Origin of the sequence: Desulfobacula phenolica (assembly GCF_900105645.1) — a bacterium.
GTDB classification, from domain to species: Bacteria; Desulfobacterota; Desulfobacteria; order Desulfobacterales; family Desulfobacteraceae; genus Desulfobacula; species Desulfobacula toluolica.
In genome coordinates this window covers 75,592-90,970 of sequence record NZ_FNLL01000011.1, presented here as the reverse complement: position 1 = coordinate 90,970, position 15,379 = coordinate 75,592, and the positions used below count along the sequence as shown (strand labels likewise).

The window sequence follows — 15,379 nt, the reverse complement described above, 5'->3', positions numbered from 1 at the left end:
CTATTGAACCATTAAACTCATACATCTATTTGTAAACCTTGTAATATAAATTTACTTGATTTGATCAAAATTATAACATCATTAAGTATCTTTGTAGTGTTTTTTTTGAATTCAAAATACTTTTCATGTTCAATTAATTTACATTTTGGAAAAATACCCGACACATTTTTGAAGATATTTTTTTCTTGATTTAAACTCGCATAATAAAATGATTTTATACTTCAATGACTTATGTTTTTTGTTGTATTTAAAATAAAAATGGCATCATAATTGCTTTTAGCCGATCTCAGGATATTTGGATAACTGTACAAAAATATTATTCAGAAGGACTATGAAATGAATTTTGAGAAATGGCATAAACAAAACAACCCTGGTTATTCCAAACGCGGCCCTCTTTGGCCTGTCGGTGAAGAAGCTTTTTCAGCTGGGTTTAAAGCAGGGCTTGAGGCAAGGCAAGCGGCCTCCGAATTAATAAATTTAAATTCTTGTCATACAAATGACCAAAATTTTAATAAATCTATTGGCCATAAAAATTGTGAAAGATGTGAAAAAAATTAAACCGAGTATCAAACCACACACCAAACAGGAGGATTTAATCGAATTTTTCTGTCAACGCCTGTTTAACATAGCATCAATAGGGTGCAATGCAAAAAAAAGGTATCTCAAATCCGCAAAAAAACAAGTCTTATTACTGAGTGGCTGCAACACTGGGGTGAGGGTCAGGTTTTGATTTTCAATTCTGTGTAAATAGGGCCACTTAGTCCCACCAAAGCAAAATTTGCAATTTTGGTACTGAAAATAGCATTCTGGATGACGATGTGACTGCTGCATGACCTGTAGAAATTCATGGAACAGATCCCTGGAAGCCAACTTAAACTTTGCTGGACTATACTCAAAAAAAACAAAAACGGTTTCAGCAACATGAGAACTCTTTATTGTCCAAATGGCGTCCCCAAGGGGATTCGAACCCCTGTCGCCGGCGTGAAAGGCCGGTGTCCTGGACCGGGCTAGACGATGGGGACAACTACTTGTTTCCAGATAATGGCGGGAGTGACGAGACTCGAACTCGCGACCTCTTGCGTGACAGGCAAGCGTTCTAACCAAACTGAACTACACCCCCGCATCCTGAAACCTTTGAATGGTGCCCAGGGACAGAATTGAACTGCCGACACGGGGATTTTCAGTCCCCTGCTCTACCGACTGAGCTACCTGGGCTCACAAAAAGTGAAGCATGATTTAAAATATTTTTCTATTTCTGTCAATACTTATCCTGAAAAATACTCATAATTTATATGAAAGAACTTTTAACCTGCTGAAATTAAATATTTTTCATTATTTGTTGTGGCAGAGTGATTTGCCATGGCCGTTATTTTGAACAATTGGGCCATTAGGGGAAAAGCATGCTTTTGCTTGTCAGGCTCACACCAGCCAATAACCTGGTTTAATTACATGCCCTTTTTTTGGAATACACCATAATTTAAAAAAAAGATCGTCTGCTCTATGGCTGTATTATTTTTCATAATGAACGGATGTGATGAAGGTAAAACCATAAAGTCCTTCATGCCTTTAAGTTTGGCGTTTTCAATGGAGACCTTACCATCATCCTTTCCTTTGATCATTAAAGAAAAAATCAGATTAATAGATCTGCTGCCGGTGATGATACCCACTTCAAAGTTTGCCGGTTTCAACTTTAAGGGAAGGCTTTCACTGTTTGTACCCAATTGCCGACCTGCCGGGCCATTGACAAGTTTGAAAAGCCATGTTTTGCCGAGCCTGTCAACAACTTGACTGCCTTTATTTGGCGGGCTAAGCATTACCACTCTGTCAATATGAGGAATCAAAGCATGCTCTGCCAGATATCGAACAACAATGCCACCCATTGAATGGGTTACAAAACAAATCGGCATGCCAAGACTTCCAAGACAATCTATGATTTTCGGTAAAATATGTTCCTGTGCCAGGATTTCAACAGAGTGCTTTGTTGAAGGATAATCGATATTGCATGTAATGAATCCTTTATTTTGAAGCGCATTTTCCAGCTTGTTCATGGATGTACTTGATCTTGCCAGGCCATGTAGAAGCACAACTTTTCTGTTTTCTGCCATGGCAGGTTGAATAAAACCCGACCCGGCACACACCATACATCCTATGATCAGGTATTTTGTCTTTATCTTCCAACTCAATGAGATTAAAGTCATATTTGCTTTACAGCTCCTGTTTTGCCTTTTTTTATTTAAATATTTTTTATTGTTTTCATGCCCCCAATACTTGATATGAACTTTCCTTGTTGGAATAAGTATTTTTTCTGGAATTCCATCAAGAATGAAGCAGATCTGAGTGATTATTCATTGTTTGGTTGTTTGTCTGAAAAAATTAACATTTGTCTGATATCTGCTAATTTTTCCCTTGCCTGGCGGTATTTAAACAGATTTATATCTTTCTCAAGCCCTTCTGTTTCATGGCTCAGGCCTGCCGCCTTGAACATGGGTTTTAATTCGGTAAATTCAGACAATGCCTGGAAATCATTGTTTTGCAATAATTTGTCCAGTTTTGCAAGATTAGCTGCTATATCACCATCCATGAGCGATATCCTGATATTTTTTAAAATTGCATTTTCTTCGTCATCGTTAGCCTGGATAATCTGCCCGCTTCTTATTCGGGTCGGCTCATTTGACGGTACAGCCATAATGTTATATCCTGAAAAATTGATTGAAGATATTGCTTTTGTCTTATCTCCCACCGGCATGTCAAGGGTAAAGAAAAAAGAAGATCCTTTGCCGGGAATACTTTCCACCATGAGACACCCCCCCATGAGTCGGACCAGTTGCTGGCAAAGACTGAGTCCTAAGCCGATACCACTGTATTTCCTGGTCATAGTGATATCAGTCTGGGTAAAGGAGTTAAAAATTTTGTCCAGAATATTTTTTTCAATGCCGATACCACTGTCAGTGACCGTAAATTTAACCCTGGCACTGCACAAATTCTGGTCAAGCCGTTCAAGGCTTAAACGAATACCTCCCTTTTCAGTAAATTTAACAGCATTTGAAACCAGATTTGTCAGAATTTGATTTAATCTGTTGGGGTCACACTGAAGAGCTTCCGGCAACCGGCTGTCAAGATCAAAGTCCAGATATATGCCCTTATCGCTGACTTTGCTGCTGAATATGTCTGAAATATTCGATATAAGGTCGGCAAGACAAAAATCAACCGTCTCTATATGCAGTTTTCCAGCCTCAATTTTGGAAAAATCAAGTATTTCATTAATTATACCAAGCAGTAACGAGGTGGAACTTTTAATTCTAGTCAGGTAATCCGTCTGTACGGGACTCAACTCTGTCTGCAAGGCCAGTTCTGTTAAACCGGTAATAGTATTCATGGGCGTGCGGATTTCGTGGCTCATGTTAGCAATAAAAACAGATTTCATTGCGCTTGCATACTCAGCCTCCATTTTAGCTTTGATCAGTAATTTTTCCGTTCTCTTTAATTCTGTAATATCTTGAAAAAGTTTCAGCATAGCGCTTTTACCCATATAGGAAATTTTCACATGGGTTATAATAAAAGTTTTACCATTGAAACAATCAGATGAGTGAACAGTAGAAATTCCATTTTCAGTAAGACCGTTAAAAATAGGGCATCCAGGGCAGGGTTGCCTGTTATCCCTGTAAATCAAAAAGCATTTTTGACCATAGGTATTTTTACCCATAAAATCTATGAGAAATTTACTTTGATAGAGAATGATGCCTTGCATGGTTGCAATATCCATATATACAGGAATATTATCCAGGATATTTCTTAATAATCTTTCATTTTCCACCACATTGTTTATCATAGGCCGGAATCCGAAAATCACGATAAGCGTTAACAAAATAACAGTGGAAATGAAAATATACACTGCGATTTTTTTCAGAATGGCTGTATAATAATCGCTTTCTAATTCATACTGGAAAACAACCTGATTCAAGGAATCAAGAAGCTCTTCTATAACCTTTTCCGAAAACATCCTGAAATTTTGTTCTGAATTTTTTAAAACAGGGTACTGTAACAACTCTTTGAGGGTATTGATATGTTTTTTTACCCGTTCATCTACTTTCAGCGGCTCCTGAAAATACATCCGTGACAGCGTATCACTAAGCTCAATGACCTTGCCGTTTTTAAGTCTTCCTGAGATCAGAATCTCATGGGAATCCTCCATCAAGTTGATTGCAGATAGTAACTGTTCTTTTTTTTTTTCAATTATTTCTTTTTCATGGCTTGTCAATATTTCATGTGCAATAAGAGTGGTCTGTTGTGACAACATCCGTTGGCGACCGCTGATATTGATAAGAGAGGCAAAATCCTCCTGCTGATCAAGAACAAAACACACCATAATCAGTGACAACAAAGATAGAAAGGCAATAAGGCCTATTGCCGTCATATATCTCAGGCTCAGCTTTTTTTTACGCTTTTTTTTAATAAAATCACTTTTATTCATGAATTTGCCTTCTCTTATCTTTCTTTTTGCATTCCATAATCTGCATTTTAAAAATATCCGTCTTCCTCGGAAAATTTATCAGCAATGCTTTTAAATTGTGCTTGTATTTCAAAAAAAACATCAACTATTACCGGGTCAAAATGATGACCTTTTTCTTCTAAAATTATTTTTACAGCTTTTTCATGGGAAAAAGCAGATTTATATACCCTCTTACTGATCAAGGCATCATAAACATCTGCAATAGCCATGAGTCTTCCACTCAGGGGAATATTGTTGCCGCTGATTCCTTCGGGATAACCCTTGCCGTTCCATTTTTCATGGTGAGTATAAGCAATTTCTTTGGCCAGATTTAAAAACGAGGTCGTATATTTGCCGGCAAATGCCGATTCTGCTTTAATGATGGTATCACGTCCATAGACGGTATGGTTCTTCATTTCATCAAATTCCACATCCGTCAATTTCCCGGGTTTGAGCAGGATATTATCGGCAATGCCTACTTTACCAATGTCATGTAAAGGTGCTGATTTAAAAAGCAGGTCTACTCTTGCCGGATTAAGATGATCACGATATTCTTCCCGCGCCATGAGTTTTTCAGCCAAAGCTTTAATATAAAATTGAGTCCGCATGATATGTGCGCCTGTCTCATTATCCCGGATTTCAGCCAGGACAGCCATACTGTGAATTATAACATCTTGAGTATGAAGGACTTCCTGGGTGCGCTCTTCCACCTTTCGGGCAAGTTCCCTGTTTTGATCATAAAGTGCCAGGTGTGTCCGTACTCTTGCTCTGACTATCTCAGGATGGATGGGTTTGGTGATGTAATCCACACTTCCTAATTTAAACCCAAGGGCTTCATCCTCCACTTCTCCTAGCGCAGAAACAAAGATGATTGGTATTTCATTGGTAATAACGCTTTTTTTCAATTGCCGGCACACTTCATATCCGTCCATAACCGGCATCATGATGTCAAGCAGTATAAGATCAGGGTATGGCTGATTTCTGGCAATTTTGATGGCATCCGGGCCATTTGTGGCCACGCAAATTTCATAGTTTTCACTCAGGGCTTTGCCAAGAACAGTAATATTTGCAGGAGTATCATCTACAATCATGATTTTTTGTTTTTTCAAGTGATTATTCATTATTTGATTTCTTATTTAAAAAGTTGATATTGGTTTTATATTGGCTAATTTTTCTCTGGCATGGATGTATTGAAATGAATCTATATCTTTTTCAAGGTCTGCCAGTTCAAGAGTCAAGTCTGCCTTTTGTAGCAGGGGTTTTAACTCGGCAAATTCGGACACTGCCTGAAAATCATTGTTTTTGAGCAATTGGTCCAGGTCTGCAAGCCGGTCTATGATGTCTTTGATGTCTACCGGCCCATTTGCTTTGTTGATCTTTTCCGGTGGCAACTTTTTTATTGAGTTCATAACTTTTTTAAGTTGAATGCTAAACTCGTCAAGCAGGCCGTCAATATGAGCAGTATCATCAAAAGCTATAGCTTTATCCAAACGGATGGCTGCCTTTTGCAGATCAATTCCCCCAAGGGTTCCGGCCAATCCTTTGATTGTATGGCTTACAAGCCGGGCATCCTCATTGTTTTTTTCGGCAAGGGCATTCCGGATTTTTTGATCTGCATCTTCATGATCCCGTAGAAATTTTTTTATCAGTTGTTTGTATAGAGGAATATTGCCATCCATGTTTTTCAGACCCTGTGCCAGGTTCAGTCCTGGAATGGAAGTCAAAAATTCACCGGACTGACCTTTTTTAACCTGGGAAGAAACTATGGGCATGACCGTCGGACCGGGAGGAATCAGGCGAAGCAATGTATGATAAAGCTGTCCCGTATCAATGGGTTTGTTTATATGATCATCCATTCCCACTTGAAAGCTTTTTTCCCTGTCCCTGGTCATGGCATTGGCAGTCATGGCAATGATTGGGGTATGCGTTATCCCAAGTGCGCGAATGGCAGCGGTTGCCTTATATCCGTCCATGACCGGCATTTGAATGTCCATTAAAACTGCGTCATATTCAATATCTTGAACCGCTTTAACAGCATCACGGCCGTTTGTGGCCAGATCGACTATTAAACCGATTTTTTTCAGTTTTTCCATGGCAACCTGCTGGTTGATCAGGTTGTCTTCCACCAAAAGTATCCGCCTTCCCCGTATTCCGGCCAGATCATTTGACGCAACAGCCATCTTGTGATATCCAGCAGAACCAATGGAAGATATAACCTTTGTCCCATCTCCCACCGGCATATCAAGGGTGAAGAAAAAAGAAGATCCTTTGCCGGGAGTACTTTCCACCATGAGACGCCCCCCCATGAGCCGGACCAGTTGCCGGCAGATACTGAGTCCGAGGCCTGTTCCGCCGTATTGCCTTGTCATGGTTGCATCTGCCTGGGTAAAGGCGTTAAAAATTTTATCCAGAACATCTTTCTCCATGCCGATACCGCTGTCCGAAACGGTAAATTTGACCCTGGCCATAAACTGATCATGATCAAGCCGCTCTATCTTTATCTGAATTCCTCCCATTGCAGTAAATTTAACGGCATTGGACACCAGATTGGTCAAAATCTGGTTGAGCCTTGTGGGGTCACCTTTAAGGGCTCCCGGCAACCGGGTGTCCAGATCAAAATCCAGATTTATGCCTTTGTCTTGAACCATGCTGCTGAATACAGCCGAGATATTGGCAATAAGATCATCGGGATAAAAATCCACTGTTTCAATATGCATTTTTCCAGCCTCCATCTTGGAAAAATCAAGGATATCGTTAATTATGCCAAGCAGCAGCAAGGTGGAACTCTGAATTTTTGTCAGATAATCTGTTTGCTGAGGGTTTAATTCGGTTTGCAGGGCCAACTCGGTTAAACCTGTAATGGCATTCATGGGTGTCCTGATTTCATGGCTCATATTGGCTAAAAATTCACTTTTGGCAAGAGTTGCTGCCTCTGCTTCCTGAACAGCCTGCTTTCGCTCCAGAATTTCTGCTTTTAATTTTGCATTGCTTTCCTTTAAATCAGCAGTTCTTTGTCTGACTCTTTTTTCAAGTTTCTGTTGATGTTGCAAAAGTTCATCTGTTTTTTCATCAAAAGCTACGGCAAGTATTTCCAGTTCATCTCCCGTACCTACGGGGCTGCATCTTCCGCCAAGATCATTACTGGAAGATTTTACCTTGCTGCAAAGTGCAAGAATCGGGTTTGAGATGGAAGAGCCGATTCTAAAAGCAATTATCAAAGCTATCAGTATTACAATCAAAACCACAACAACCAGTTTGGCTGTGATTCTAAATATTTTTTTCATATAGATATGTTTTGGAAAACCCATTTCAAGAACAACATTAAGATCATTCAGTACATTTGTTTTTATTGTCAGTTCAGATTTGATGCTTAGATATATGTCTTTTTTATGAAAATTAAGAGTAAAAACGGGTTTGGAATCAATGGAAAGATTGATCATCCGTTGTTTTAAGTGGGAAAAAATTTTCTTTGCTGTCATTGCAAAGTCATACTCCACAAGCATTCCTCCCTGAACAGTGTTATAATAACTGATGGGAGCCATGATAATCAGCTTATCTTCGTAAAAATAAACCATTACCGTGTTGTTTGCAAGAACTCTGCGCAAGTGTTTATCATACATGAATTTAACATAGTTGTAGTTGGAAAGACTAGAGTTCTTTTCTTTTGTGGTCATGATAATTTTACCGGAAAAATCAACAATACTGGCACTGATAACATCTTTTCTGTCAGCAAAGTCACCAAGCAATTGATTCAGGTGCCGTGATTTGCCTTCCGGGTCAATCAGGCCGTTGATGACAAAGCGGTTATGGCAAAATAACATTGTTCTGTCTTTTAATAAGGCAAGATGATCGTTAAAATCGCGCAGTGATTCATTGGCATTTTCACGAAGGGCATCAAAAATCAAATGTTTGCTTTCCACATGATTCATATAAATGCCAATACCTGCACTTGTCAGCATGGCTATGGCCACGACAGTACTGAACTGAATACCGATCCTGGTCTTAAGACTCTTTTTAAAAGGAAAAAAAGTGGAAAACTTCATTGTGGTTGAATCCTTATTTCAATACTATTTTTATCCTGCCGTTTTTATCATATTCAGCCAGCTGGTAATCATTAATGTTCAGTGCTTCATGGTTCCCCGGAGAAAAGGGCGGATGATATGTTTTTAGGGCTTGATCATAACATCGGCCACGAGGTATCCACTTAGAAAATTTAAAAATGACATATTTAGAAAAAAAATGTAGATAAAATCAGCCCGGTCTGTGAATAAATCTTGTGACCAAACAAAAATTATTCACAGAAAGGATCAAAAGACCGGGCATGACATCTACATACGCTGAATCTTTTCAAAATGCAAATACCAAAATTCAATGGCCCAGAGATGACATCTCTATAAAAATCATAGATTTTAAAAACCGTAAGAAAACACTCAGCCAGCGTGAGTTTGCCAAACAAGCCGGTGTTCCTCGTACGACTTTCCAAAACTGGTACAATCGGATGGATAAAATCGATGCAGATCCGGCTCTGGTTTCTTTTTTCGAGAGCCCGGCAGGTGTGAATTTTTTACACATTTTGATTCAGGCCCTCCATTTTGAGTTCACCAAGGTGGGATGTTCAAGCATCCGCAATATCTGCAATTTCCTGAAGTTAACCCGGCTATCATGTTTTGTGGCGGCATCCTACGGCACCCATCAAAAAATTTCAGATCAGATGGACACCATGATAGGCCGGTTCGGTGATATGGAAGAGGCGCGTCTTTCACTGTTGATGCCCGAGAAACGGATTACCCTGTGTGAAGACGAGACATTTCATCCTCAGGTCTGCCTTGTGGCAATCAATCCGGACTCCAACTATATTATCCTTGAAAAATATGCCAACGACCGCTCCGGCGCAACCTGGAACCAGACCGTGATCGGTGCTCTTGCCAATCTTCCCGTCAAGGTCATCCAAAGCACCAGTGATGAAGCCAAGGGATTGATCCATCATGTAACCAAAGGCTTGAACGGGCATCATTCACCGGATCTGTTTCATGTGATGTATGAAATCAGCAGGGGAACGGGAGCGCCGCTCTTCGCCAAAATACGAAAAGCTGAAAAAGACCATGCAAACTGTGAAAAGGCCGTCCATAATGCACTGAAAAGCAAAAAAGAGTATGAGAACCTTGAAAAACGACCTGTTGGCAGGCCTCTCGACTTCGATAAAAGGGTCCTTTGCTGCCGGGAAAAAGAACAGGAAGCAAAGGCCGCTCTGGACCAGGCAAGGGAAAACCGGGAAGTCGTTACAAAAGCAAGAAAGCAAATCAGCAAGGCCTATCATCCTTATGATCCTTTCACAGGAAAAAAGCAGGACTCATCTGTTGTCGGTATTCAGTTGAAAGATAGCTTTGATCAAATCCGGAAAGCAACAGATCTTCTGTCGGATCGATGCAAAGAACGAATCGACAAGGCCTGGCGTGTAACCGAAAAAATGACAGCCACCCTCATATTTTATTTTTGCATGATTGAGTCGTTGGTTAGCGATATGGATTTGCCTGATGATAAGCGTGAACTGATGCATAGCCAGTTGATCCCGGGTTTTTATCTTCAAAAGGTCTCCCGAAAGGAAAAAGACCCGGAACAAAAAGAGCTGATCCGGCAAAAATCTCAAACGTTGCTTTCGGTGTTGCAGGACAGAACCGGTCCGTTTTCTGAATCCGATGAAGGTGAAATCAACCGTATGGTGAGAACAGCCAAGGAATGCGCTGGATTTTTTCAAAGATCAAGTTCATGTGTAGAAGGCCGTAACGCTCAACTATCCATTCATCATCATGGCATGCACAGGCTGAGTGACCGGAAACTGAAGGGATTGACCGTAATTCATAACTTTTATTTAAAAAGGCCCGATGGAACGACGGCGGCAGAACGATTTTTTGAAAACAAGCCCATCAACATGTTTGAATGGCTCGTTGAAAAAATGCCTTTGCCTGCAAGACCAAGAAGAAATAGAATAAAAATGGCAAGTTAGGAATAATGGCCGATCTTATGATCAAGCCCTGTTTTTAAAAGCCCTTGGTGAGAATCAATGTTTTCCAGTGCCGAGCGGATATCATTGCGGTTTGTATTGCCTGCTTTTTCAACGGCTTTTACCAAAATATGAAACAGATCATATGCATGGACGGAACCTGCCGGGGATGGTATTTCATTCTTAAACCCATAGGATTGTTTATATGCCTGCATAAAATCTTTATGTCTCGGGAGTTCCTGGTTTAAAACACAATTGGTATATAAAAAACGTAATGTCATAGCCTTGAGTTCCTGGTGTGTCTCTTCCCGGAAATATCCGCAGGTGATACCCCAATTGGATACGATTGGTATTTTTTGGGTTCGCTGGTATATACTTCTCACAACACTGACACCGTCCGGTGCGTTGGCCACCAGAAGAATAACTCCGGCGTTGGCATTTTCCATATTTAAAAGCTGGGGAGACATGTCTTTGTCTTCCTGGAAAAACCAGTCAACACAAACCGGACTCATGCCTCTTCGTCTCAGAGCATTGGTTATGGCTTTTTCACTGCTGTGGCCCCAGGAGGTATCCTCCAGGAGCAGGCCTATTTTGTTTGATATGCCAACGGCCTTATTTACTATGAATTCTCCGGCAGTTTTGTCAGTAATGGAAAGCCTGAAAACATAGTCTTCCGGGAGAGAGTTGTCAACAATTTGCGATGCCGACGCCCAGGGGATCAAAAAAGGAAGCTTGTGTTCCCTGGCAAGTTTTGTTTCCGCCAAAACCACGGGGCTGTCTCCCCCGCCCATGACTGCCACCAGGTTGGGTATTTTTGCAAACCTGACAAGGTTTTCCCGCCCTCGGGCCGGGGTTCCTTTATGATCCAAAGACAGAACCGACACTTTTTTCCCAAGTACGCCGCCAGCTTTATTGATTTTTGTAGCCGCCAGCTCCATGCCCCGCTTGATGGCCATACCCGCACCTTTAAATCCTGAGCTTATATCTGCATCAAGCCCTATAATGATGTCTTCCTTCCGGTAATCCCCGTATTTTTGCTGCAAGTATGATTCTGTGGCGTTTACAATATCATCGCCGATAATATCTTTGAATTTGTAAATGATATTTTTAGTGGCATCTCGGAAAAGCTTTTGTTCTGATTTGGATAACACGGAAATGTTTGTGCCAAAGTTCCGTATGGTTTCTAAAAAGACAGCTTCCCTTTTCCGGGTCTCTATGCGTTCCCAGGATGTCATTTCTCTGGCGGTTTCCACCAGGATTTTTTGAATTCGGAAGGGCAGATTTCTATATGATTTGCCGCTAAAAGACAAAACATAGCCAAGATAGCCATGATTACTTAGTATAAGGTGTGATTGAACTTCATAAAATTTCAGACCGGCAATAGCCACCAAAGGATTTTCCTGTCCATCCACCACCCCATCTTTTAACGCCTGAAAGGTCTTGTAAAAATCAATGGGAACAGGTGTGGCACCAAGCGCTTTAAACTGCTCCATAATGATGTGGCTTTTCATGGTTCTGATTTTCAGCCTGCGAAAATCATCCGGGGTGTGAATGGGCTTGTTTGCCGTAAAATGTTTAAATCCGTTTTCCCAGATCGTGATTCCGAAAAGGCCGTAGGGTAACAGATGGTCAAGCAGCATCCTGCCCACTTCTCCATCAAGCAGGGCATAGGCATCTTCTCTTTCCGGGAAAAGAAACGGGATGTCTGCATATTGCATTTCAGGCACCAGAAGACTGAGTTTGGCTGTTGGAGTGAGAATAATATCCACTTCCCCTGATCTGGCCATTTCAATCATCTGATGATCTGTTCCAAGCCTCTGGGCCGGAATAACCTCTATCTCAACTTGTCCATGGGTTTTTTTATTTACTTTGGCGGCAAATCGCAAAGCTGCCTGATGCAGGGCTGAATCTTCATTGATATTGTGGCTGAAGCGCATCCTTTGTATAGGGGGGAGGGGGGCATCCGGGAAAACAGGGTTGGGGTTCCTTGGGATACAAAAAAAAACAAGTATAAAAGCCGCTGCTGCAATAAAAAGAGAAATCGTAATTTTCATGTTTTTTGTCTTTTCGTTTATCCTAATCGTTTTTTTATCTTATTTCTTGCAAATTTTTTTCTCATTTTTCTTGTTTTTTCTTCAACATCTGTATGGGTTGCATAAGTCAAATTCTTTGTCTTTATCTGCATATGTCAGACTCCTTATCATGTGTTACAAAATACAAAAGCTTTCTTTACCACATCAGGGCATAGTAATCCAATATGAGCTTGAAAAAACACAACCGCACGCCCCTGTAATTGACATTTTTCTTTTGATTGTTTAATAACATTGAATGAACATTATATATGGATAGAAAGGACGGTTTATGATCAGAGCAAATGATAACTATAATAAATTAAAAGCATCATATCTTTTTTCAGACATTGCAAAGAAAGTGGATGAATACCAGCAAAAAAACCCCGGGGCACAAATCATCCGGCTGGGGATTGGTGATGTTACCAGGGCTCTTGTCCCGGCCGTGATAAAAGGCTTTCATCAGGGGGTTGATGAAATGGCCAATGATGCCACTTTCCGGGGTTATGGCCCGGAACAGGGATATGACTTTTTAAGACAGACGATTGCGAAAAATGATTTTCAGGACCGTGGAGCCGATATATCAGCGGACGAAATTTTTGTCAGTGACGGGGCAAAATGTGATACCGGAAATTTCCAGGAGCTGTTTGCAACCGATATCAAATTAGCCATTCCTGACCCGGTATACCCGGTATATCTGGATACCAATGTCATGGCCGGCCGAACGGGTGAATTTGAGGATGGCCGGTATAACGGGATTGTTTACATGGATTGTTTAAAGGAAAACAATTTTCTTCCCAGGCTTCCCGATGAAAGTGTGGATCTGATTTATCTTTGTTTCCCCAACAACCCCACAGGCTCCACAGCGACCAAAGCAGAACTTAAGGTATGGGTTGACTATGCAAAGGAAAATAAGGCCTTGATTTTATTTGATGCTGCATATGAAGCCTTTATCCGTGAAGAGACTCTTCCCAGAAGCATTTATGAAATTGAAGGTGCAAAAGAGGTGGCTGTTGAATTCAGAAGTTTTTCAAAGACAGCAGGATTTACAGGAACCAGATGCGGTTTTACCGTAGTGCCTAAAGAGTGCATGGTTTTCAATTCAAAAGGTGAAAAAATATCCCTGCATGCCATGTGGAACCGGCGGCATACTACAAAATTCAACGGGGTGTCCTATCCGGTTCAAAAAGCTGCTCAAGCGGTTTATTCCGAAGAGGGAAAAGTCCAGGTAAAGCAGCAGATCGATGATTATATGAACAATGCCGATATCATCAGAAAAACCGTCGCATCCCTCGGGTTTGATTATGTCGGAGGGAAAAATTCCCCTTATATCTGGGTTGATGCAAAAGACAGGGATTCCTGGGATTTTTTTGATCTGCTATTAACCAAAGCCGGAGTTGTGTGTACGCCGGGCGCAGGTTTCGGTAAATGCGGCAGGCAATATATTCGCATCAGTGCTTTTAACAGTCTTGAAAATGTAATACTGGCCATGGATAAACTCAAAGAGGCATTAACCGGGAGGTCAAGCGCAAAATGAATCATTTTTTCAAGGTAAAAAGTCTTGAAGAGGTCAAGTCATTAATCAAAGAATTTTCTCCGGTGGGGTCTGAAACCATACCGGTTTGTGATGCCTTTTCAAGAATTCTTGCCAGCGATCTGATTGCCCCCAAAGACATGCCGGGATTTCGACGGGCCACCATGGACGGGTATGCCGTTGTTTCAAGTTCCACATTCGGAGCTTCTGAATCCAGTCCTGCCTGGTTTGATATTGTGGGAACCATTTTGATGGGCGAGATTCCTGATTTTGATTTAGCTCCTGGGCAGGCTGCAAAAATTTCAACCGGTGGGATGCTCCCCAAAGGAGCTGACAGTGTTGTCATGGTGGAGCATACGGAACTTGTTGATGACGTTTCCGTTGAAATTTATAAAAGTGTGGCCCCGCTACAACATGTGATTGATGCTTCCGAAGATTTTGCCAAACAAGATACTGTATTGTCAAAAGGAACCCTTATTCGTCCCCAGGAAGAAGGCCTTGCTGCCGGGCTTGGGTTTGCCAGGATTGAAGCATATAAAATACCCAGGGTGGGTATTATCTCAACCGGAGACGAAATCATTCCCATAGAAGAGGAACCCGCACCAGGTAAAATCCGGGACATCAACTCTTACACACTGGCCGGTTTTATCAAGGAAGCCCGGGCAATACCGGTGCGTTACGGCATTGTAAAAGATGATCTTGTTGCCTTAAAAGCCGCCATAAAAAAAGCCCTTGACGAAACAGACATGGTACTCCTTTCCGGGGGAAGTTCTGTTGGAACAAGGGATTTTACAATTGATGCATTATCGTCTTTGCCTGATACGAAAATATTGGTTCATGGCATGTCCGTAAGTCCGGGCAAACCAACAATCCTGGCCAAAGCCGGAAAAAAGCCCGTATGGGGACTTCCCGGCCAGGTGGTATCTGCCATGGTGGTACTTAAAATTGTGGTCATTCCGTTTTTAAATATGCTCAAGGGACTTGCACAAAAGGACCGGACTATTCGGATTCCCGCAAAATTAACCCGTAATGTATCGTCCGCACAGGGCAGAAGGGATTTTGTCAGGGTTTTGCTGGAAAAAAAGGATAACCAACTGCTGGCAAAACCGGTACTGGGAAAATCAGGACTGATCAGAACCATGATTCATGCAGACGGACTCCTTGAAATCGGCGATCATGTTGAAGGCTTGGAAAAAGGCACCCTGGTAGATATTATTCTTTTGTAACTGCTGCGGGCAGGCCTGGTATTTAAAACGGGTTTGCCCATAACCAAGATTGAAAGTCTC

Annotated in this window: 9 protein-coding genes and 3 tRNA genes; 4 read left to right on the top strand and 8 right to left on the bottom strand. The window is 41.4% G+C overall.

Going from position 1 to position 15,379, the window contains the following annotated elements; all coding sequences use genetic code 11:
• Positions 1-336: 336 nt before the first annotated feature.
• Positions 337-558 carry a hypothetical protein gene (locus BLT94_RS17090; RefSeq protein WP_092236771.1) on the top strand — a complete coding sequence of 74 codons (222 nt, stop codon included), beginning with the start codon at positions 337-339 and terminating at the stop codon, positions 556-558.
• Positions 559-944: 386 nt separating this feature from the next.
• On the opposite strand, the gene BLT94_RS17080 is transcribed toward BLT94_RS17090, so the two are convergent.
• The 7 genes from BLT94_RS17080 to BLT94_RS17050 all read right to left on the bottom strand — a co-directional run bounded on the left by BLT94_RS17080 (position 945) and on the right by BLT94_RS17050 (position 8,532).
• Positions 945-1,022, bottom strand: a tRNA-Glu gene (locus BLT94_RS17080).
• 20 nt (positions 1,023-1,042) lie between these two features.
• Positions 1,043-1,120, bottom strand: a tRNA-Asp gene (locus tag BLT94_RS17075).
• A 19-nt stretch (positions 1,121-1,139) separates the two neighbouring features.
• Positions 1,140-1,215 (bottom strand) — tRNA-Phe (locus BLT94_RS17070).
• Between the two features lie 230 nt (positions 1,216-1,445).
• Positions 1,446-2,198 carry an esterase/lipase family protein gene (locus BLT94_RS17065; RefSeq protein ID WP_092236768.1) on the bottom strand — a complete coding sequence of 251 codons (753 nt, stop codon included), beginning with the start codon at positions 2,196-2,198 and terminating at the stop codon, positions 1,446-1,448.
• Positions 2,199-2,341: 143 nt separating this feature from the next.
• Entirely contained in the window at positions 2,342-4,471 is a 2,130-nt protein-coding gene (locus BLT94_RS17060) for an ATP-binding protein (protein WP_092236764.1), read from the bottom strand.
• A 47-nt stretch (positions 4,472-4,518) separates the two neighbouring features.
• Positions 4,519-5,610, bottom strand: a complete 1,092-nt coding sequence (locus BLT94_RS17055) for a response regulator (protein ID WP_092236763.1) — start codon at positions 5,608-5,610, stop codon at positions 4,519-4,521.
• 15 nt (positions 5,611-5,625) lie between these two features.
• Positions 5,626-8,532, bottom strand: coding sequence for an ATP-binding protein (locus BLT94_RS17050; protein ID WP_092236762.1), 2,907 nt, complete (start codon positions 8,530-8,532; stop codon positions 5,626-5,628).
• A 278-nt stretch (positions 8,533-8,810) separates the two neighbouring features.
• Between BLT94_RS17050 and BLT94_RS17045 the strand changes: the two genes are divergently transcribed.
• Positions 8,811-10,493: a DUF6399 domain-containing protein gene (locus BLT94_RS17045; protein ID WP_139169056.1), complete on the top strand. Its 1,683-nt coding sequence runs from the start codon at positions 8,811-8,813 to the stop codon at positions 10,491-10,493.
• Here BLT94_RS17045 and BLT94_RS17040 read toward each other — a convergent pair.
• Positions 10,490-12,544 carry a DctP family TRAP transporter solute-binding subunit gene (locus tag BLT94_RS17040; protein WP_092236759.1) on the bottom strand — a complete coding sequence of 685 codons (2,055 nt, stop codon included), beginning with the start codon at positions 12,542-12,544 and terminating at the stop codon, positions 10,490-10,492. The two genes, BLT94_RS17045 and BLT94_RS17040, sit on opposite strands and share 4 nt — an antisense overlap.
• Positions 12,545-12,851: 307 nt before the next feature.
• On the opposite strand from BLT94_RS17040, the gene BLT94_RS17035 reads away from it, so the two are divergent.
• Entirely contained in the window at positions 12,852-14,096 is a 1,245-nt protein-coding gene (locus BLT94_RS17035) for an LL-diaminopimelate aminotransferase (RefSeq protein ID WP_092236751.1), read from the top strand.
• On the top strand, positions 14,093-15,319 hold the full coding sequence (locus BLT94_RS17030; RefSeq protein WP_092236749.1) for a molybdopterin molybdotransferase MoeA: 1,227 nt from the start codon (positions 14,093-14,095) through the stop codon (positions 15,317-15,319). The genes BLT94_RS17035 and BLT94_RS17030 overlap by 4 nt, the downstream gene beginning before the upstream one ends.
• The last annotated feature ends 60 nt before the right edge of the window (positions 15,320-15,379 follow it).

Excerpts from the sequence above, each read along its gene's own strand:
- BLT94_RS17045 (WP_139169056.1), top strand. The coding sequence starts at position 8,811 with ATGACATCTACATACGCTGAATCTTTTCAAAATGCAAATACCAAAATT.
- BLT94_RS17050 (WP_092236762.1), bottom strand. The coding sequence starts at position 8,532 with ATGAAGTTTTCCACTTTTTTTCCTTTTAAAAAGAGTCTTAAGACCAGG.
- BLT94_RS17060 (WP_092236764.1), bottom strand. The coding sequence starts at position 4,471 with ATGAATAAAAGTGATTTTATTAAAAAAAAGCGTAAAAAAAAGCTGAGC.
- BLT94_RS17030 (WP_092236749.1), top strand. The coding sequence starts at position 14,093 with ATGAATCATTTTTTCAAGGTAAAAAGTCTTGAAGAGGTCAAGTCATTA.
- BLT94_RS17035 (WP_092236751.1), top strand. The coding sequence starts at position 12,852 with ATGATCAGAGCAAATGATAACTATAATAAATTAAAAGCATCATATCTT.
- BLT94_RS17065 (WP_092236768.1), bottom strand. The coding sequence starts at position 2,198 with ATGACTTTAATCTCATTGAGTTGGAAGATAAAGACAAAATACCTGATC.
- BLT94_RS17090 (WP_092236771.1), top strand. The coding sequence starts at position 337 with ATGAATTTTGAGAAATGGCATAAACAAAACAACCCTGGTTATTCCAAA.
- BLT94_RS17040 (WP_092236759.1), bottom strand. The coding sequence starts at position 12,544 with ATGAAAATTACGATTTCTCTTTTTATTGCAGCAGCGGCTTTTATACTT.
- BLT94_RS17055 (WP_092236763.1), bottom strand. The coding sequence starts at position 5,610 with ATGAATAATCACTTGAAAAAACAAAAAATCATGATTGTAGATGATACT.